The sequence below is a fragment of the Rhizobium herbae genome (genome assembly GCF_017873135.1).
In the GTDB taxonomy this organism is placed as follows: domain Bacteria; phylum Pseudomonadota; class Alphaproteobacteria; order Rhizobiales; family Rhizobiaceae; genus Pararhizobium; species Pararhizobium herbae.
In genome coordinates, this window is record NZ_JAGGJV010000015.1 from 45,812 (window position 1) to 65,912 (window position 20,101).

The 20,101-nt window shown below is 58.6% G+C and carries 19 protein-coding genes; 10 read left to right on the forward strand and 9 right to left on the reverse strand.

The genetic code is table 11. The annotated features are described in order from the left end of the window. Positions 1–182: 182 nt before the first annotated feature. Positions 183–3,032, reverse strand: a complete 2,850-nt coding sequence (locus J2Z75_RS28520; RefSeq protein WP_209857295.1) for an ATP-binding protein — start codon at positions 3,030–3,032, stop codon at positions 183–185. 271 nt (positions 3,033–3,303) lie between these two features. Here J2Z75_RS28520 and J2Z75_RS28525 point away from each other — a divergent pair, with 271 nt between their 5' ends. The 8 genes from J2Z75_RS28525 (at position 3,304) to J2Z75_RS28560 (ending at position 10,491) form a co-directional block, all read left to right on the forward strand. Continuing rightward, positions 3,304–4,398: an enoyl-CoA hydratase/isomerase family protein gene (locus J2Z75_RS28525; RefSeq protein ID WP_234937635.1), complete on the forward strand. Its 1,095-nt coding sequence runs from the start codon at positions 3,304–3,306 to the stop codon at positions 4,396–4,398. 83 nt (positions 4,399–4,481) lie between these two features. After that, positions 4,482–5,288 carry an SDR family NAD(P)-dependent oxidoreductase gene (locus tag J2Z75_RS28530; RefSeq protein ID WP_209857296.1) on the forward strand — a complete coding sequence of 269 codons (807 nt, stop codon included), beginning with the start codon at positions 4,482–4,484 and terminating at the stop codon, positions 5,286–5,288. Positions 5,289–5,341: 53 nt separating this feature from the next. Beyond that, positions 5,342–6,004, forward strand: a complete 663-nt coding sequence (locus tag J2Z75_RS28535) for a VOC family protein (protein WP_234937639.1) — start codon at positions 5,342–5,344, stop codon at positions 6,002–6,004. Positions 6,005–6,085: 81 nt separating this feature from the next. Further along, complete coding sequence (locus J2Z75_RS28540) at positions 6,086–6,469, forward strand: cupin domain-containing protein (protein WP_209857326.1); 384 nt, start codon at positions 6,086–6,088, stop codon at positions 6,467–6,469. 22 nt (positions 6,470–6,491) lie between these two features. Continuing rightward, positions 6,492–7,808 (forward strand): epoxide hydrolase family protein, encoded by a 1,317-nt coding sequence (locus tag J2Z75_RS28545; RefSeq protein WP_209857297.1) that lies wholly within the window; start codon positions 6,492–6,494, stop codon positions 7,806–7,808. A gap of 131 nt (positions 7,809–7,939) precedes the next feature. Continuing rightward, positions 7,940–8,653 carry an SDR family NAD(P)-dependent oxidoreductase gene (locus tag J2Z75_RS28550; RefSeq protein ID WP_209857298.1) on the forward strand — a complete coding sequence of 238 codons (714 nt, stop codon included), beginning with the start codon at positions 7,940–7,942 and terminating at the stop codon, positions 8,651–8,653. A gap of 70 nt (positions 8,654–8,723) precedes the next feature. After that, positions 8,724–8,960 carry a tautomerase family protein gene (locus tag J2Z75_RS28555; protein WP_209857299.1) on the forward strand — a complete coding sequence of 79 codons (237 nt, stop codon included), beginning with the start codon at positions 8,724–8,726 and terminating at the stop codon, positions 8,958–8,960. Between the two features lie 175 nt (positions 8,961–9,135). Beyond that, positions 9,136–10,491 (forward strand): FAD-containing oxidoreductase, encoded by a 1,356-nt coding sequence (locus tag J2Z75_RS28560; RefSeq protein ID WP_209857300.1) that lies wholly within the window; start codon positions 9,136–9,138, stop codon positions 10,489–10,491. A 240-nt stretch (positions 10,492–10,731) separates the two neighbouring features. Here J2Z75_RS28560 and J2Z75_RS29455 read toward each other — a convergent pair whose 3' ends face one another. The 8 genes from J2Z75_RS29455 to J2Z75_RS28590 form a co-directional block, all read right to left on the reverse strand. Beyond that, positions 10,732–10,878, reverse strand: coding sequence for a hypothetical protein (locus J2Z75_RS29455; RefSeq protein WP_234937636.1), 147 nt, complete (start codon positions 10,876–10,878; stop codon positions 10,732–10,734). Between the two features lie 435 nt (positions 10,879–11,313). After that, a complete protein-coding gene (locus tag J2Z75_RS29460) occupies positions 11,314–11,679 on the reverse strand; it encodes an alpha/beta fold hydrolase (protein ID WP_234937637.1) in 366 nt (121 codons plus the stop codon). A 29-nt stretch (positions 11,680–11,708) separates the two neighbouring features. After that, positions 11,709–11,930 (reverse strand): DUF2798 domain-containing protein, encoded by a 222-nt coding sequence (locus J2Z75_RS28570; protein ID WP_209857301.1) that lies wholly within the window; start codon positions 11,928–11,930, stop codon positions 11,709–11,711. A 1,266-nt stretch (positions 11,931–13,196) separates the two neighbouring features. Then, positions 13,197–13,322 carry a hypothetical protein gene (locus J2Z75_RS29590; RefSeq protein WP_268842108.1) on the reverse strand — a complete coding sequence of 42 codons (126 nt, stop codon included), beginning with the start codon at positions 13,320–13,322 and terminating at the stop codon, positions 13,197–13,199. Positions 13,323–13,350: 28 nt separating this feature from the next. After that, positions 13,351–13,767, reverse strand: coding sequence for an organic hydroperoxide resistance protein (locus J2Z75_RS28575; RefSeq protein ID WP_209857302.1), 417 nt, complete (start codon positions 13,765–13,767; stop codon positions 13,351–13,353). Between the two features lie 163 nt (positions 13,768–13,930). Beyond that, positions 13,931–15,250, reverse strand: a complete 1,320-nt coding sequence (locus J2Z75_RS28580) for a sensor histidine kinase (protein ID WP_209857304.1) — start codon at positions 15,248–15,250, stop codon at positions 13,931–13,933. Continuing rightward, complete coding sequence (locus J2Z75_RS28585; protein ID WP_209857327.1) at positions 15,247–15,987, reverse strand: response regulator; 741 nt, start codon at positions 15,985–15,987, stop codon at positions 15,247–15,249. Before J2Z75_RS28585 ends, J2Z75_RS28580 begins: the two co-directional genes overlap by 4 nt. Before the next feature lie 100 nt (positions 15,988–16,087). Beyond that, complete coding sequence (locus J2Z75_RS28590) at positions 16,088–17,131, reverse strand: alpha/beta fold hydrolase (RefSeq protein WP_209857306.1); 1,044 nt, start codon at positions 17,129–17,131, stop codon at positions 16,088–16,090. A 321-nt stretch (positions 17,132–17,452) separates the two neighbouring features. Here J2Z75_RS28590 and J2Z75_RS28595 point away from each other — a divergent pair, with 321 nt between their 5' ends. Next, the gene (locus J2Z75_RS28595) at positions 17,453–19,228 is read left to right on the forward strand and encodes a cytochrome c biogenesis protein DipZ (protein ID WP_209857308.1); all 1,776 of its coding nucleotides are present in this window, start codon (positions 17,453–17,455) and stop codon (positions 19,226–19,228) included. Positions 19,229–19,278: 50 nt separating this feature from the next. Then, positions 19,279–20,046 carry an alpha/beta hydrolase gene (locus J2Z75_RS28600; protein ID WP_209857309.1) on the forward strand — a complete coding sequence of 256 codons (768 nt, stop codon included), beginning with the start codon at positions 19,279–19,281 and terminating at the stop codon, positions 20,044–20,046. Positions 20,047–20,101 lie beyond the last annotated feature (55 nt).

The window sequence follows — 20,101 nt, forward strand, 5'->3', positions numbered from 1 at the left end:
GGCACCATCGTTTCGAAATTTTTCGATGCTGCCGCCCCCGGCATCGTGGTCGATCTGTTCAGCCGTCTCGGCAAAAACTGCACCTGAATAATGCCGGTAGCCCACAGACCAGCGCCAGGAGTGGTTCGAAAGCCAACTCGACCTCCATCCTGAGGTATCTTTCGACGGCGGAACGACTCGAATTATGCCAATTCGTCTAACAGTGTCTTGGCCCGTTTGACTCTCGGCGCAAAGAAGCCCTCGCTAAGACGATCATATACGGGCGCCAGGACCTCAACCGCCTCGTCGTGTTTTTGCACACGTCGCAATCGCTCAGCCAAGGACACAGCTGCAGATAGTTCCCAGTAAACGGCTTGCTGCGCACTAGCTTGCCCCATCGATTGGCGCAGGAGACTCTCGATCAACGCCGGATCATCGGAACCACGCAGGACGAGAAGTTCAGCTTCTACCCTGAGGATTTCAGGCACGAACCAGCGGTAGTCTGTCTCGACCGCAAAGCGCAGCGCCTTACCGATTTCCTCAAGGCTCTCGTCGACCCGACCGATCGCTCCTAATGCGGCGGCAAGCTCCGTCAAAAAAAAGGGATAGAACAGAAGATAAGTTGCTTGTTGCATTTCAGCGAGGCCGGCGCGAAGAGGAGCGATCCCTGCTTCAGGGTTGTCACCCCTCGCCGCCAGACTGCCCTTGACGCAGAGGCCAACTGCGTGGAACGGGCGCAACCCGTGTTTGTACGCGAGATGTACGAGTTCCTCGCCAAAGGATCTTGCCTTGTCGAACTCGCCAAGGCTCAACGCGACGAAGCCGGCCGCCCACGCAAGAGCCACGCACACTACGAACGGTTGATTTGTTTCGCGTGCCTCTTCGATCGCCCGGCCTGCCGTTCGGGAGGCTGTATCCAGAAAACCTTGCGACAGCAGATTGACCGTGTTGTGCGCCTTTGCCGACGTTCGCACATCGGCGCCCAGTCGCATCATATCGCGCCGCCGCCTTGCGCAGGGATATTGGTCAATCGCCCACTGCAACTGCTCATTTGCCTCGGCGTGCGATGCCAAATACGTTTGCGGTATTCCCACCAACCAAGCGGCAGTTGATCGAGATTGGAGGTCACGCCCTCTGGCAACTTCTTCATACTCCCGAGCAAAAGCGAGCGCATCCTTCAACGCCATGGAGCGAGCGGAAAAGAGCCAAAGGCCGCAGGTTGCGCGCTGCTGGTAGTCGAAATCCTGAAAGGTATGTGCGAGCGCCAGCCCACCCGTAAGCATCTGCCGCGCGCGCGGGCTCATCCCCTGAGTATAGATCAGAGCGTAGCCGAGGCTGCATCGCAAAACCATTTCCGTGCGGGTTCCAGTGGCGTCGCCGATTTGTCCGAGCGCCTTTTCGGCCCACTCGCCTGCCTCAGCGACCAGTGACACGGCAACCCAGAAATCGCTTGCAGTAGCTGCAAGCGCGACTCCGAGAGTAGCGTCTGTACCAGACGACAACGCCCAATTCAGTGCCGCACGAAGATTGCCAATCTCGCGGCGATACTCTTCGAGATCATCGATTGGCGGGTCGATCTCACTCTCCGGCGCGAACGGTGAGAACAAAATCAAGCAGAACTCCACGAGGTGGCGCATGGCCCTCCCATGTTCATCCGCATCCGCCAGCTTCTCAAGCGAGTACACTCGAACTGATTCCAGTAGTCGCCACCGTCGTGCCACCTCCGATCCGTCCAGCACCACCAGCGACTTGGAAACCAGGCTGGAAATACCGAGTGCGACACTCGTTTCCAGGTCATCTACCACCGCCGCGGCCGCCTCGATCGTAAATCCCGCTGGGAAGATCGAAAGATGCCGAAGAAGCCGCCGTTCTGTCTCGGGCAGTAGGTCGTAACTCCAATCCAGCGTCGCGCGTAGCGTCTGATGCCGCGGCAGGGCGGTGCGACGTCCGCCGGTAAGCAACGCAAAGCGATCATCGAGACGCCCTGCAACCTGCTGGATACCAAGCGTTGCTGCCCGAGCAGCAGCGAATTCTATGGCGAGTGGAATGCCGTCGAGTTGACGGCAGATCGAAGCAATCGCCGGAAGTTTATCATCCTGCGGTTCAAAATCTGCCCTCAGTGAATGCGTCCGCGCGACGAACAATTGGACGGCGCTGTGCTCCAAGGCATCCTGCGAGCCCTCCAGATCCTGTGCCGGCACCTCTAGTGACGGCACAGGATAAGCATACTCGCCATCGATGCGAAGGAGTTCCCGGCTGGTCGCCAGCACGCAGACATCCGGACACACGTGAACGATGTTTTCGGTAAGCGCCGCTGCAGCCTCGATGACGTGCTCGCAATTGTCGAGGATCAGCAGGGCCCTTCTGCCGCCGATCGCCCTCGCCACCAATTCCGGCGACAGCTTCTCGCCGTGTATTCGCAGACTAAGGACATGAGCGACTGTCGAAGAAACCAGATCGGGATCTGATAACGACACCAGCTCAATGAACAAGACATCACCCTGGAAGGTTGGAAACACCCTGCGGCCAACTTCAGATGCCAGCACTGTCTTTCCAATGCCGCCCGGGCCTGTCAGTGTCACCACACGATAGGCCGAGACAAGCTCGCTGAGTTGCTCGACTGCGGTCTCGCGCCCGACGAGCGGCGAGGCAGCCATCGGAATATTGGTCCTGAATGCAACCGCTGTAGACTGCGCCTGCTCGTGCAGATGGGGCTGCTCGGTAAAATTTTCTGGCCGGGCTGTCCAGTCGCCGAGCAGGCGGTAGCCGCGGCCGGCGATTGTCTTGAGGATATTTTTATCCTCGCCGAGTACCTTCCGGATCGCTGAAATATGGACCTGAATCGTGTTGTCCTCGACGACGAGACCGGGCCACACCCGCTTCATCAGATCGTCCTTCGTCACCAGTTCGCCGGGCGAATCCAACAGCGTCTCGATAATCTCGAAGGCACGGCTGCCGATCGGTACCACCGAGCCAAGCGCACGCAACTCCCGACGCGCGAGATCGATCTCCCAACCGCGGAACTCAAACACGCGTAGCTCGATCTGTCCCACGGCGATAACGTCTCAGTTGTTCTGACTGGAAATTTATAATTTAGGACTCACGCACACGCAATGGCCGCTTCTCCATCGAGCGCATTGAACGGTATCCGCCCCTTAGGCAAGCGATCAGATGGCTTCAGGATATTTCAGGTTTGCTCACAGAGCTTAAGTGGCGCCCCAATTGGACTGCGCCTACCATCTGTTCATTGGGAAAGCGGCCGCCGGCCATCGAAAATTCCAACGGAACTGCCTGAGAGTTGGCGGTTCAATACAGGAGGACGACATGTCATCAGTATCGCTTTCACCTCTACCGCACGGGCGACTACCGAAGGCGCCGCTCGGTGCCGCGGCCGTAGAGAAGAGTGTTCCGACGCAGCGAAACTTTATTGGGGCAAATAAGCCCAGTGCTGTCTCGGCGGGAATTCTTGCCGTCGCAATCATGAGTGCCAGTGCGGCCCCGGCGGCCGGCGCGGATTCGCACGCTACCGCACCCACTCAAATTGCTACAACCCAAGTGACGGCAAAAACTTCGCCACAAAGCGCAACGTCATCCGCAAATCAGGTTCTTGTGGAGCGCCGCACGCCTTCCTACTGGCGCGTAACATTCAACAATCCGCCATTCAACATTTTCGGCCCGGAAACCATCCCGCAGCTTAATACTGTGGTCACCGCGATCGAAAATGATCCGAACCTCAAGGTCGTCGTATTCGACAGCGCGGTTCCTGGGTTTTTTCTCACCCACTATGATTTCGTTCCTCCGCTCACAGATTCCACGGGCCTGCCATCCGGGCCGACTGGTCTTCATCCTCTGCCCGACATGCTGGTTCGGTTGTCTCGCGCACCGGTCGTGTCGATCAGTCTGATCCGTGGAAGAGCGACCGGTGTCGGGAGCGAACTTGCGCTGGCAAGCGACATGCGTTTCGCAAGCCGCGAAAAGGCCATCCTATCTCAGTGGGAAGTCGGCGCGGCGCTCGTGCCGGGTGGCGGACCGATGGCAAGGCTTCCAAGATTGATGGGCCGCGGGCGGGCACTCGAAATTCTGCTCGGCGCCGACGACATCGACGGCGATTTGGCCGAGAGATATGGCTACGTCAATCGCTCGCTGCCGGACGATCAGCTTGACGGGTTCGTGAATGCGCTCGCCATGCGCATCTCGAACTTTGACGGCAACGCGATTGCCGACACCAAGCGGCTGGTCGATTTCGCAAGCCTTCCCAGTGATCCGGAGATCGCCGCCGGATGGGATGCATTCATAACATCCGTTCAACGTCCTGAGGCGCAAGCCAAAATCACCCAACTTATGAAACTGGGTCTGCAAACCAACGGCGAGATCGAACGCAAACTTGGTCATTACACCGAGACCCTCACACAGGACTAATTCTCGCATCCTCGATCAAATCAATCGATGCGATCTGAATTAGCGCGCCTTCGACGCGCGCACATCAAACAGGAGAAGCCCCAATGAAGACCTCCAAAAACGGTATCGCTGTGATCACCGGCGCATCCGCCGGTATTGGAGCGATCTATGCCGATCGCCTGGCGCGTCGCGGCTACGACCTCATCCTAGTGGCACGCAACCAAAGCGCGTTGGACGATGTGGCCCACCGCCTGATCAGCGCAACGGGCCGTAACGTGCAAACCGTCGCGGCCGACCTCAACAACAAGATGGATCTCAAGCGAATCGAGACCCTGTTGTCCACCAATCCCGCCATCACCATGCTGGTCAACAACGCCGGCGTCGGCGCTCTGGTATCGCTGCTTGAATCAAACGTCGATGAGATGGAGGCGATGATCGCCTTGAACGTCATCGCGCTCACACGGCTTACATACGCTGTTGTTCCGGCTTTCGTGGCTAGTGGACGTGGCACAATTATCAACATTTCCTCGGCCGTCGCCATCGCGCCGGAGATTTTAAACGGCGTCTATGGCGGTACCAAGTCCTTTGTGCTGGCGTTCAGCCAATCACTTCACAAGGAGCTTTCCGACAGGAACGTCCGTATCCAAACCGTGCTACCCGGTGCCACCGCGACCAATTTCTGGGCCGCGGCCGGCGGCTCCGTTGAGCAACTGCCCAGCAAGATGGTCATGCAATCGGATGACCTCGTCGATGCAGCACTTGCCGGCTTGGACCAGGGTGAGCTGGTCACGATTCCATCGCTACCGGATGGGGCGGATTGGGACGCATACGAAGCGGCAAGGCAGAGATTGATCCCGAGCCTTTCCCTTAGCACCCCACCGGCTCGTTACCGCACCCCGGCCACCGTTTAGTGCCGATCCACAGCAACCAACCCAACATCAGAAGGGAAACGACAATGCCACAGATGGACCGTCAGCAAGAGAAAATATCCGAAACGGCAATCCGGACCGTGATCGCGCGACCTCTCGACATGAAGCTTGAGGTTGCCACCATCCCGGTTTCGGATGTGGAACGCGCCAAGACCTTCTACACGGGCCTTGGCTGGAGACTGGATGCCGATTTCACCGTCGGAGATTCGTTCAGGGTCGTACAGGTCACTCCCTCCGGCTCACCCAGTTCCGTGCACTTTGGAACGAACGCTACATCAGCTGAACCCGGTTCAGCTCAGGGCCTTTTCCTTATCGTCTCGGACATCGAGGCGACCCGTGCCGAGCTTATCGTCCGCGGCGTTGCTGTAAGCGACGTGTTTCACCGTACAGGTCCGGGAAAGCCTGCGATCAACGGCCTGGATCCGCAGCGGCGCAGCTATGGTTCGTTCGCCACATTCAGTGACCCGGACGGCAACTCCTGGCTCCTGCAGGAGGTGACCGACAGGCTGCCAGGACGCGTAGACACGGACATAACGACGTTCACTTCATCGATCGAGCTTGCGGCCGCGCTTCGACGCGCCGCCTCCGCACACGGTGAACACGAAAAGCGGAATGGTGATCAACACGATGCAAACTGGCCAGACTGGTATGCCACTTACATCGTGGCGGAACGGGCCGGCCAGCCCCTGCCGCTCTGAGACAGAGCTTGGGCAACCCGCCCTCGCCGCCCTATCGGCAACATCTGAAACCTAAAAAGGTAGAAACAAATGAACACTCACATGATCATCATCTCAGCCATTGCGCTGTCCATCATGCCGTTTTCGACGGTCCAGGCCCAGCAATTGCAGGTGCAGCGAACCGATCTCATCAAAAGCGACATCAGCGTCTCCGGAAAGGAAGTTGTCCAGGTCAGGGTCGACTTCGCGCCAGGCGTCTTCGCGGTCAGCCATAGGCATCCCGGAGAAGAAGTCGCGTATGTGATCGAGGGTATGCTTGAGTACGAGCTCGAGGGGCAAAAGCCCGTCACGCTCAGAGCAGGCCAGTCGCTCTTCATTCCTGCTGGAACACCGCATTCCGCCAGGAACGTCGGTGACGCCAAGGCTTCGGAACTTGCCACCTACATCGTCAGCAAGGGCGTCGCCCTCGTCGAACTGGTCAAATAGGCCCCAACCAAGGAAGGCAGTCATGACAGGACAAAATTCAAATCAAGCAGTGCAGATGTCCCGACGCTCTCTATTGGTCGGCAGTGCTGCGATCGGACTGTCCACGGCCATCCTCCCGCTGGTGGCAATCGCAGCTGACGCGGTCGATGCAGTTTCCGCCGCCGGGGCGATCCGGCCGTTCCGGGCTGACATTCCTGAGACCGTACTCATCGATTTGCGGCAGCGTCTTGCCGTGACCCGCTGGCCGGATGACGAAACGGTGAGCGACGGGTCTCAGGGCGTGCAATCGGCCCAATTGAGGGAGCTCGTCAATTATTGGCGGACGTCCTACGACTGGCGCAAGGCCGAAGAGAAGCTCAACGCGGCACCCCAGTTCCTGACCAACATCGATGGCCTGGACATCCATTTCATCCACGTTCGTTCAAAGCATGAAAACGCTCTGCCGCTTATCATGACACACGGGTGGCCAGGCTCGGTCTTCGAATTACTGAACGTCATAGGACCGCTCACAGATCCGACCGCCCATGGCGGTCAGGCAGAAGATGCGTTCCATTTGGTGCTCCCGTCGATCCCCGGCTTCGGTTTCTCGCAGAAACCGACCAGCACGGGCTGGAATCCTCAACGCATCGCCGCGGCATGGGACATGTTGATGAAGCGTCTCGGCTATAATCGCTATGTCTCCCAAGGCGGAGATTGGGGCGCGATCATCAGTGATGCCCTTGGCCGCCAAGCACCCGATGGTCTCTTGGGCATCCACGTCAACCGGGTCGAACGCGCGACAACGTTTCCCACCGCAGCAGCACAGGCGCTCATGAACGGCACACCAGCACCAGACACTCTCTCCCCGGAAGAAAAGATGGTCTTTGGAGAGGTTCGTGATTTCGTGAACAACGGCTTCGGCTACGCGGCCATCATGAATACCCGTCCCGAGACGATAGGTTACGGCCTCGCGGACTCACCTGTCGGCCTGGCGGCATGGCTATACGACAAGATCGCCGACTGGGTTTTTACGACCGGAGATCCGGAGACTGCTCTGGGTAAGGACGCAATACTCGACAATATCACGTTATACTGGCTGACGAATACCGGCCCTTCGAGCGGACGGATTTACTGGGAGAATGCCGCTTCCGGAGCGAAATTGACTCCCATCAATGTTCCCGTCGGGGTCACCATCTTTCCCGGCGAAGTCTACAAGCCACCGAAGAAATGGCTCTCCAAGGCCTACCCTCACCTCGTCTATTACAACCAGGTTTCCAAGGGCGGACACTTCGCAGCTTGGGAGGAACCCGAATTGTTTAGCCAAGAGATTAGAACCGCATTCAAGGCTATGCGGCCTTAAGCGCCCGCAATCGACCAGTACCGGAAGCGCAAACCATTGGGCACAAAATCCCAAGCTCTTTGCTGTGCTTCGCCCCGAACAAACGTGCATCGAACTGACGATGCACTCAACCTCCGTGAAAGGATCAGATCATGAGCACTGAACAGAAAATCGCCATCGTCACCGGCGCATCGCAAGGGATCGGCGCAGCCCTGGTGCGCGCCTACCGCGACCGGAACTACCGCGTCATCGCCACCTCCCGATCCGTCGAGGCCTATTCCGATGCTGATATTCTCGCAGTGGCCGGCGATATCAGCAAGCCCGAGACTGCCGAGCGCGTTGTGCGCAAAGCGCTAGAGCACTTCGGCCGTATCGACACGCTGGTGAACAATGCGGGTGTCTTCGTTGCCAAGCCGTTCATCGAGTTCACCCAGGAAGACTACGACAGAAACATGGGCGTCAACGTCGCCGGGTTCTTCCACATTACCCAGCGCGTCGCCGCCGAAATGCTGAAACAGGGCTGCGGCCATATCGTCACGATCACCACAAGCCTGGTCAATCAGCCAATTGCCGGTGTACCCGCAGCGCTTGCCTCCTTGACCAAGGGCGGCCTTAACGCCGTGACGAAAGAGCTCGCCATCGAATTCGCCAAAAGCGGTATTCGCGTCAACGCTGTCTCGCCGGGGATCATCAAGACGCCGATGAACCCACCGGAGACGCACGAGGCCCTAGCCGGCCTGCACCCCGTGGGGCGAATGGGCGAAATTCGCGATATCGTCGATGCGGTCCTCTATCTCGAGACTGCTGGCTTCGTCACCGGCGAAATTCTTCATGTCGATGGCGGCCAAAACGCCGGACGTTGGTAAGCACCAGATGCGGGTTCGGGATGGTGCCGAAACCAGCACATCAAGACCTTGCCCCCCAAAGGAGACTGCAATGCCTATCGTCACCGTACAGGTTACCCGCGAAGGAACCACACCCGACCGTAGTTCGATTTCCGTCGAAGAAAAGGCTGCCATCATCAAGGGGGTTAGTCAGGTGCTGCTCGACGTCCTCAATAAGCCGCTTGAATCGACCTATGTGGTGATTGAGGAGGTCGACCTTGACAACTGGGGTTGGGGCGGCCTTCCGACAGCGCAATATCGCAAGCTGCGCGCCGCCGCCAAGCCTTGAAACAGCTGTCCTGCGCGGAGCAGACACCTTCACTTGAAGAAACCGGGCTGTTGCTTCGAGCGCAAGGTCGGTGCGCCAGGACAGACAATGTAGTGTGATAAGCTTGGTCTGTAGCGAGGAGCTGCGGTGAGACGCGTCCTCGAGGATTAACGTCTGGATAGTTCGGAGCACTGAGATGCAACGGTTCGATGCGATTTTCATTGGCGCTGGCCAGGCCGGCCCCTTCCTAGCAGCGCGAATGGCCGAACGCGGCATGAAGGTGGCGCTTATTGAACGAAAGTTCCTCGGCGGAACCTGTGTCAATGCCGGTTGCATGCCTACGAAAACGCTGGTTGCTAGCGCCCGAGCGGTATATATCAGCCGGCGCGGCTCCGAGTTGGGCGTTAAAATCGAGGGCGCAATCTCCGTCGATATGCAAGTCGTTCGACACCGCGCAAACAAGGTGACCATGGATGCTCGCAATGGACTGGCAGATTGGCTCGGCAACATGGATGGCGTCACCATTGTCTATGGCCATGCTCGGTTCAAGGCAGCCGACAGTATCAGCATCAACGGCGAGACCCTCACCGCCCCCCAGATATTCCTCAACGTCGGAGCTCGCCCGGTCATTCCAGACTTTCCCGGAATCAACGACGTCGACTATCTGACCAGCACTTCAATCCTCGACCTCGACACCCTGCCTCGCCACCTCGCTGTCATAGGCGGAAGCTATATTGGCCTGGAGTTCGCACAGATGTATCGACGGTTCGGCTCGGAAGTTACCGTGATCGAGCGCGCAACCCATGTGGCTTCGCGCGAGGATGAGGACACTTCCGAAGCCATTCGGGTAATCCTTGAGGCGGAGGGAATTCACGTCCGCACAGGAGCGGAAAACATCACGTTCGTGCGCGGCAGTGATGGGGTTCTGATATCCTTCGGTGATGCCGCCGTCAACGCCAGTCACGTTCTTGTTGCGACCGGACGTACGCCGAACACGGATGATCTGGGCCTTGACGTCGCCGGTGTCGCGGTAAATTCCCGTGGCTACATCGTCGTTGACGACAGGCTGGCGACCAACGTCGCGGGCATATGGGCGCTCGGCGACTGCAACGGGCGAGGAGCCTTTACGCACACGTCTTACAACGACTTCGAGATCGCTGCCGCAAACCTGCTCGATGGCGAAGACCGTAAGCTGTCGAGCCGGATTCCCGTATATGCCCTCTACATCGACCCACCCCTGGGTCGTGCCGGGATGACCGAAAGGGAGGCTTCCTCCTCAGGACGCAGGGTGCTTGTTTCTCGGCGACCGATGGCCGCAGTAGGACGGGCAAAGGAACGCGGTGAAACAAGGGGTTTCATGAAAGTATTGGCCGACGCAGATACCAAGGAAATCCTCGGAGCAGCGATTCTGGGCATAGAAGGCGATGAAGCCATACACGGGATCATCGACGCCATGAGCACCGGGACCCGCTACACCGATCTCCAGTGGTCTGTTCCGATCCATCCAACGGTATCGGAGCAAATCCCGGCGCTTCTGAGGGGTCTCGTTTGAAATCTTTTTTCTCTGGCTGGTCGTTTCCGCAGTCGGAGGTGGCCAGCCTTGCCGCCGCTGTTCGAAGGTTGAAACGGCCCCAACCGCGGTGGGAAGAGCGTTAGGCTTTGAGAAAGGCGCATATCTGCGTTGTATCGTGTCACCTAAACAAGCGTTAACGGTGAGTGAAGCCGGAGAACGGGCGGGTCGCTGGTTGGCGAGCGCGGCGGACGTGGTCCGCCAGAGCGCCGCCAGCACAGGTTATTGAAATGACGCGCGGATCTCTTGAACGATTTGCTCGGCATCCTGGAGATGTGGGTAGTATCCCATGACAGGCAGGAGCCTCAGTTCGGCGTTGATCGTTTTGGCGAATTCAATTCCCATCGCCTTCTTGATGTAGATATCCACCCCAAATCACTTTACCACCCCAAATCACTTTCACGCGGGTTTTGAGGTTGGCCAGGTTCGCCTCAAAATAATCTTGGTCTCGCGTGAAATTGGAGTACTGGTAGAAGGCGTCGGCGGAGGTCATTCCACCCGGATACATGTCTGCCTTGTGCAGGAGACACGTCGAACTGGCCTTCTTTAGGAAGGCCTCGCCTGTAGGCGTTCTCAAGGATGTCGTCACGGTTCTTGTTCAGGTAAGCGCGGGTTTGATCCGCCGAAGCTTGCGACTTCAGATTTTGCAGACTTTCATACATATATTGCAGCCTGTTGAAAGGAGCGAAGTCGCCAAAAATGATCGTTCGCGCGATAGCGCGATTTTCTAGAGCCAGGAGCAATACTGGTAGAGCTCCAATATCTGTCGCGTAGATCGTGAGCTCGTCCGTCCGAATTTCCGCCTTATCTGCACATTCCTGTAGAATTCGAGCGTACTCTTTTGGCGCATAAGAAAATTTCCCGGCCGGGGGTCTCGTTGAAAGACCGTACCCCGGGCCAGTCGATCGCATGGACTTTATAGTCTTTGCCGAGCTTCAACGAAATATCCGTCCAAGCGCACATGATCTCAGGAAAACCATGCAGCAAGAGCACGGTCACCTTCGGTTTGGAGTTGTGAACGACCATTCTTCTAAGGGTGACGTCACGATCGACGGCGGTGTATCCAACCTCCACATTCTGAGCGCGGTCTGCAGGGATGTCTGTACACCCCCAAGCGATGGAAGAACTCAGGATGAAGGCGGTCAGTGCGGCCAGCGATAGTTTTGACATGAGCGATACCTCGATAACCTAGTAGCGGTTCACTTGATCAGGCGCTCGACCTGGGCTTGTACGCGCGGGCCGATCAGTAGGATCGCGGGGATGACGATCACGTAGCCAATGCCCCATGAACGCAGCCACGCGAGGGCGAATTTTTCAGAGAAACCCAGATTTAATGCGAGGATGACGAACGAGATCATCCCTGTCGTCACGACGCCCATCAAAAGCGCGAACGCAATTTTTCGTTTCAATTGTGTGCTCATTGAATTCTCCATGACTTAGATCTGTTGAAAGGACTGGCAGTGCCATCGATCAGAGCATGACGAGGTGGATTCACCTCCGGTGTCGGCGGTCGCCGAAAACCGATCTCAATATAGATAGCGGTCGATAGCCGCATTAAGCTGGTGTGACGTATCCCGGGTATGTCAGAGTTCGCCAGTTATGTAACACATTGTAGGCCGCCAAGGCCCAAGGCCGGGCGGCACAGACAGCATGGCCTTCTCGCGGTGAAGCTCCGGGAATGCTTTTGGGCCGCTTGGCGCAATTCAACGCGGAGGGAAGCTGCCGGGCGGGCCGCGAGGGCGCGCGCGCTACGCGCCCATCAAAAATCCTATTGCGTGAACCCTGCTAACTTACAGTTCGTGGATCATCTTGAAGTCCGCAAGGTGCACGCTTTACCCATGCTCTTGATGAGATTCGAATTCGCCACCAACACACAAAACTGATCTACAAAACAATGGGCTCTTAGCGCCCGTTGGAGCCAAGTTGTTGTTAAAGGGCTTACATAGCCTTCAAGGCTTAAGGCGGTATGTGCCTGGTCCTAATCCAACGGCGAACGTGCGCAGTTTGCCGCAACCTCTATCCGCAGGGCTGCAGCTCCTAAATCCAAGTGAGGTTGCCAGAGACACGACACGAGAGCGGCCGAGGCCCTAAAAGCTATGTCAAAATAAGGGTGGCAAAGTATTGCGCGTTCCCGGAGAAAACTTGTGCAGTATCGTCTCCAGCATGGCGTTCCACCGATTTCCGAAAGGCAACCGCGAACTGGACCGGAGCGGCGTAGTAGAGGCGGAGCCCCCAGCCGGAACTGTGCGGAAAGATCAGCTAGCCGGGTCTTTATCTAACCTCACGATAGCCTGCATCTTCTTAGCCGAGGTGAGCGGCGTCGAAATATGGAACCGCTGGATCTTCTCGGCCGGTATGCCCAATGCGATCAAATCCACCGTTGGGTCGCGAAGGATTCCAGTGCTCACCGTCAGGATGTCGCGGTTATTTATCTCGACATTTCCAACGTCCCACTGCGGGTAACTTGCAGCTGGGTGGAGGCGGTCAGAGATGAGATGAACACGACGGGCCTGATGATGCCGCCGCTCTCTGTGATCCGAGCTCGAAATCGATGCTCGACCTTCTTCTCAAGGCCGATCCCACCGCATTGGGCGCTGCGGCTCCACTCAAGGACGAAGCCGACAAGTCCTGGTGAAAAAGGGGGGCGACTGTTTCGGCAGTCACTCCCTCTCCGGTTTCCGGTCTTTCTACCCATGAAGACCAACGGCTGTGACGACAGCGACAAAAGGCGATGGTTCCGGCGAGAACACGTCATAGACGCAAGGCGCTGCAAAGACGGCAAGCGCCAGCATGCCAACGATCAGGCGTTTCATCGTACACTCCATGGATTTACGGGACTGCTCAGGCAAGCTTCAGCTCGACCGCGATATTGCCGCGTGTCGCCTTCGAATAGGGACACGTCTGGTGGGCTTCGTCGACCAGCACGCGCGCCAGTTCCGGATCAATGCCCGGCAGGCTGATGTTCAAGCGCGCCTGCAGGCCATAGGAGTCTGCGGTCATGCCGAGATCAACTTCCGCGTCGATGGCGGTCTCGGCCGGTAACCGGATCTTGCGCTTGGCAGCAGCAAGACCGAGGGCGCCTATGAAGCAGGCGGACCAGCCGGCGGCAAAGAGCTGCTCGGGATTGGTGCCGAGCTTGCCGCTGCCCGGAGGCGAAAGCTTGACGTCAAGCTGCGCATCGTCGCTGCGCGCCGCGCCGTCGCGCCCGCCGGTGGTATAGGTCTTGCCGGTATAGAGGACCTTCTCGATCTTCGTCATGGAACACTCCTTCGTTCTGTCGCATAGAGCGACGTTGTTGATAGGAGTGTTTTGCAGCCTCGATGTATCCGGCATGTTTTCGGAAAGGTCGGAATTGTATCAGACCGTAGCGGCTGCGCGCCAAGCTACCTTTTCATACAAATGCCCACGAAACCGGCATTCTTCAAGGCAGCGATATCTCCGCGGCAAGTCCTCCACCGGGGCGATTGTAGATCCGCAATGCACCGCCAACCGAGACGGAAAGCTGTTGGGCGATGGCCAGTCCAAGCCCTGTGCCCCCTGTGTCGCGATTGCGTGAAGTCTCGAGCCGGTAGAACGGCTGCATGGCGGCCTCCAGCTTGTCGTCCGGAATACCTGGCCCACGGTCGGTCACCGTAATGATGGTATTTCCCTCGGCCGTCCGTTCGACGCTGATCTCGGCAGCACCCGCAAACTTGAGGGCATTGTCGATGAAGTTGGTCAGGATACGCCGCAACGCATGCGGTTTCGTCACGGCCGTGCCGTGGACGACGCCTGCAACCGCGACCGCCTTGCCGGTGTCCTGATAATCGTAGGCAATACTGTCGATGAAGGAAGCAAGATCGATACGAGACGTGTTTTCGCCATTGCCGTGCGAACTCCGCGCATAGGCGATACCGTCCTGCACCAGCCGCCCGATCTCGCGCAGATCGCTGATCAGCTTTTCTTTTTCGGGGCTATCGTCCGCCATGTCGGCGCGCAGCCGCATGCGCGTGATCGGCGTCTGCAGGTCATGCGAGATCGCCGCGAGAATCTGCACCCGTTCTTCCAGGTAATGGGCGATACGGTCGCGCATGGCGTTGAAGGCACGTGCCGCATTGGCGACCTCGCCCGGTCCACCCTCGTTCAATGGGGAGCCTTTCTTGCTGGGATCGAGCGCATCGGCGGCGGCGGCGAGATCGCCAAGCGGACGAACCGCCTGACGCACCGCAAACCAGGTGCAGAAGATGAGCAAAGCCATCTGTGCGGCAAAGATATAAGGCAGCCATGCGGCCAAGGGCATCACTCCGCGCGGCGTCACGTCGATCGTGAGCGGTGAACCGTCCGAAAGCGTCAGATGCCCCTGCAGCCGCATGCCGTCACCGGGAATGGCTTCGACGTGGATCGGAAACTTGTTGCCGGCCGCCTGCCCGATCCGGTCTGCGATCTCGGCGCCACGGCCCGACAAATCCGGAACACCGGGAAGTCCCGGCCCCAGAACAAGGCGGTAGCTGCCACGGCTCAGGCGATCCAGCCATTCGGCCCGCTCGTTGGCCGGAAGCCGGTCGAGAACTGCGATCGACGTTGCCAGATCGCTTTCCAATGTCCCGAGCATGACTGCCTTGGCCGACATATAGCGTTCGGCAAAAAGAATGCTGAAGGACAGGCCATAGGCAACCGCCAATCCGGTAAACAGGATGACAAACAGGCGTGAGCGTAGCGTGCTTGGCCACCAGCCGAAACGGGACTTGCCGCCCTCACTCATGTCCTGGACACCGAAATCTCGACCGGTACGGAGAACACATAGCCTTCGGCCCGCACCGTCTTGATGTAGGTCGGCTCGCGTGCATCGTCGCCGAGCCGCTGGCGCAGACGGCTTACCAGAAGGTCGATCGAGCGGTCGAACAGTTCGGCATCGCGGCCCTGCGTGAGGTTAAGGATCTGATCTCGGTTCAGCACACGTTGGGGATGATCGATGAAAACCCGCAGCAGCCGATATTCCGCACCGCTCAGCGCGATCTCCGTCCCGTCCCTGTCAAGAAGATGCCGGCCAACGGTGTCGAGCCGCCAGTCGCCGAACGTCAGCAGTTGCCCTGCCTCGCTGATCTGAAGGTTGGGCGGCAGCATTCGCGTGCGCCGCAGCACCGCCTTGATCCGGGCGAGAAGCTCTCTTGCCGCGAAGGGCTTCGGCAGATAGTCGTCCGCGCCCATTTCGAGCCCGATGATACGGTCCATCTCGTCGTCACGTGCCGTCAGCATGATGACCGGCGTCGCCTTGTGCTTGCCGGCGCGAAGCTCGCGGCACAGCACGAGCCCGTCATCGCCCGGCATCATCACGTCGAGCACGATTAGATCGACTGTGCTCGTCTCCAGGAAACTTCGCATCTGACGGCCGTCGGCGGCAACCGTCGTCCGAAGGCCGTTCTTCTTCAGATAGCTCGATATCAGCTCGCGAATTTCACGGTCGTCATCGACGATCAGGATGTGGTCGACATGCTCCATCTTTGGTCTTTCAAACATCAAACTCAGCGGTACTTCCGGCGACATTAGTTCCGTGTCAGCTGCCGCGAGTAAAGGGGTTTTCTAGCGGCAGCCTGACGGTTCAGAATTTCGCCACATCAAGGATGGCCTGGGCAAACGCCTGCGGCGCCTCCTGCGGCAAATTATGCCCGATACCGCCCGTTATATTTCGATGCTCATATTTTCCGGAGAACCTCTTCGCATAGGAGGATGGCTGCGGATGCGGCGCGGCGTTTTCATCGCCTTCCATGGTGATCGTCGGAACAGTGATGATCGGCCCCATCGCCAGCTGTTTCTCGTAGGCATCGTATTTCGCTTCGCCTTCGGCGAGACCGAGCCGCCAGCGATAATTATGAATGGTGATGTCCACGTGGTCCGGATTATCGAATGCGGCAGCCGAACGATCAAAGGTCGCATCGTCGAATTTCCATGTTGGCGAGGCCGTTTGCCAGATCAGCTTCGCAAACTCGTGCGTGTTGGCGGCATAGCCGAGCCGGCCGCGCTCGGTGGCGAAATAGAACTGGTACCACCAGGAGAGCTCTGCCTTCGGGGCTAAAGGCTTCTGGTTGATGTCCTGGCTGCCGATCAGATAGCCGCTGACGGAAACCATCGCCTTGCAGCGCTCGGGCCAAAGAGCCGCCATGATGTTGACGGTGCGCGCACCCCAGTCGTATCCGCCAAGGATCGCCTTTTCGATGCCGAGTGCATCCATGAAAGCGATCATGTCGGCCGCCATTGCCGCCTGCTGGCCGTTTCGCGGCGTCTCGTCGACAAGGAAGCGCGTCGTGCCGTACCCGCGCAGGTAGGGAATGATGACGCGGTAGCCTGCATCGGCCAGGATCGGTGCGACATCGACATAGCTGTAGATGTCGTATGGCCAGCCGTGAACCAGCAGGACGACGGGACCATCCGCTGGGCCGGCTTCTGCGTATCCGATATCCAGCACGCCTGCCTTGATCTGCTTCAGCGCTGCGAAGGAGGTGCGCGCTACCGCGTTGGCAGAACCCGACGGTGCGCCGGACGACTGGGCATTGGCTATCGCGGCCATGCCGAATTCGGCGGCAGCCACAGTCATTGCGGCGATACCGAAGAAGCGCCGGCGCTGGTGGTTGAATTCAGGGGACATCGTTCTCTCCATCTCGAATGATCGTGATTGGAAGAAAGCCGGTCGGATGTATCCCCCATGTGTCCCGTCACGCCCGGAATTGAATACGGATGTAGCATCGGGCGTCCTCGATACGTTCTGATACAATTCGCCCCGCCTCATCCAAGCGGCCGCCGATGATTTGTGTCTCTCTGTCGTGAGCCCGGCAGTTTGCTACACAGCGGTACACTTCTCATTGAAGCCGGACACATCCGGGATACGTCGCACCGACCAGATTGGCTCCGTTGCTGGTCGTGCCCATCGCCGTCCAGAACCCGATCAACCGGTTTCAAGGAAACGACGATGACTCTTCTCATCATTGCCTATTTCGGGGGAGCGCTGACAATCCTCAGCCCATGCATCCTTCCCATTCTCCCCTTCGTTTTTGCCCGTGCGGGGCAGCCTTTTATCCGCAGCACGCTGCCCATGCTGATCGGCATGAGTGTCACTTTCGCACTGGTCGCTACGCTTGCAGCGGTCGGTGGCAGTTGGGCGGTCCATGCCAATGAATATGGTCGCCTCGCCGCCCTCTTGCTGCTCGCACTCTTCGGGGTCAGCCTTTTGTCGCCACGCGTTGCAAGCGTCATCACCCAGCCGGTCGTTGACTTCGGCAATAGACTGCTGAACGCGTCGGGCAAACCCGGCTCCGGACCGACTGCCGCAAATTCCTCCATCCTCGGCGTTGCGACCGGGCTGCTGTGGGCACCCTGCGCCGGGCCGATCCTCGGCCTCGTGCTGACGGGTGCGGCATTGCAAGGCGCCAATCTCCAGACAACTTTTCTGCTAGTCGCCTATGCCGCAGGTGCCGCGACATCGCTTGCCATCGCCCTTCTTGTCGGGGGTAAGATCTTTGCCGGCATGAATCGGTCGCTCGGCGTCAGCGAGCGTATTCGCCAGGTGCTGGGTGCTGCGGTACTGGCCGGTGTTGCCGTCATTGCCCTTGGCCTGGACACTGGCCTCTTGGCACGGCTTTCCTATGCGAGCACGGCCGCCTTCGAACAGACCGTGCTTGACCAACTACACGACAAGCCTGAAATCCAAACTTCATCCGAGGTTGCCAGCAACGGCACAGTGTCTGCTGTCGTCGATACAACACAGCCGTTCCGCAGCAATTTGCCTATCGAAGGCGCAGCACCATCGTTGAATGGCGCCGTCGAATGGCTGAACTCGCCGCCGCTGACGACAGAAGAGCTTCGCGGCAAGGTAGTCCTCATCGATTTCTGGACCTATTCCTGCATCAACTGCATTCGAACCGTCCCCTATGTCCGCGCCTGGGCCGAAAAGTACAAAGACCAGGGCCTGGTTGTCATCGGCGTGCATGCCCCGGAATTCGCCTTCGAAAAGAAGATCGACAATGTCAAAAAGGCGGTCGATGACTTCGAGATCGGCTATCCGGTTGCGATCGACAACGACTACAAGATCTGGCGCGCCTTCGAAAACAGCTACTGGCCGGCACACTACCTGATCGATGCCAAGGGTCAGATCCGCTACCATCATTTCGGTGAAGGCAACTATCGCCAGACCGAGCAGGCAATCCAGGACCTTTTACGCGAAGCCGGCAGCGAGATGGGCTCGACTGCACCAGTGACGCCAGACGCCAAAGGTGCCGAGGCAAGCCCCGACCTCAAGAACGTCCGTTCCGGCGAAACCTATCTCGGCTACAAACGCGCCGCCAGCTTCGTCTCTCCGGAAGGCCTGCATGCTGATGCCGCCAATGCGTATTCCATCGACGAACCGGGCCTGAATGAATGGGGCCTCTCCGGAACATGGACAGTCGGCGCTGAACAGGCCGTGCTGGACCAGGCGGATGGCAGCATTGTCTACCGTTTCAGTGCTCGCGACCTGCATCTGGTCCTTGGACCCAGCGCCGCCGGCAAACCTATCCGCTTCCAGGTGACGATCGACGGCAAGCCTCCCGGAACCAGCCATGGCGCCGATACCGATGCTGACGGCTACGGCACGGTGACCTCAACAAAACTCTACCAGCTCGTCCGCCAGTCCGGCGACGTGGAGGAACGAACGTTCGAAATCCGTTTCCTCGATCCCGACGTCGAAGCCTACGCCTTCACCTTCGGCTGAAACCTCATCTCCCTTACCCCAACCACCCACAAACGACAGGAGTCAAACCCATGAACCGTCACTACATCTCGACCCTCGCTCTCGCCTTCGCCACGAGCGTGATTGCCTTCGCCGCACAGGCCGCCGAAGTCAAAAATATCGTCATCGTCCATGGCGCACTTGCCGATGGTTCGGGCTGGCGCAAGGCATCGGATATCCTCGTTCAACGCGGCTTCAACGTCACGATCGTACAAGAGCCGATCACGTCGCTTGCCGACGATATCGCAGCCACCAATCGCGTGCTCGACCTACAGGACGGCCCGACGCTTCTCGTCGGTCACAGCTATGGCGGCATGGTGATCACCGAAGCTGGCCATAGCCCTGTTGTCGCGGGCCTCGTCTACGTGGCAGCTTTCCAGCCGGACAAGGGGGAAAGCCTGCTCAGCCTCGCAAGCTCAAAGCCGGCTGGCGGCATGAATATCCGCGAAACGAAGGACGGGAAATATCTCTATCTCGACCCCGCCGCCTTCGCGAACGACTTCGCCGCGGACCTGCCGAAAGACGACGCGGCGTTTCTGGCAAAGTCGCAGGTCTTCGCCTCGAAGGACGCTTTCACCGCAAAGATCGGCGATCCCGCCTGGAAGACGAAGCAGAGCTGGTCAATTGTTGCAACCGAAGACCGCTCGATCAATCCCGAACTGGAACGTGAGATGGCCAAGCGCGCCGGCAGCGTTGTGACCGAGATCAAGGCAAGCCACGCCGTCTTCGCGTCGCAAGCTGAGAAAGTTGCCGACGTCATCGAGACAGCGGCGCAGCACGTTGGCACAGAGAGCAAGTAAGCGCCTCTGCCGCGTTCACGATTTCCTCCCATTCTTTATTCCTTCTTCAACCATC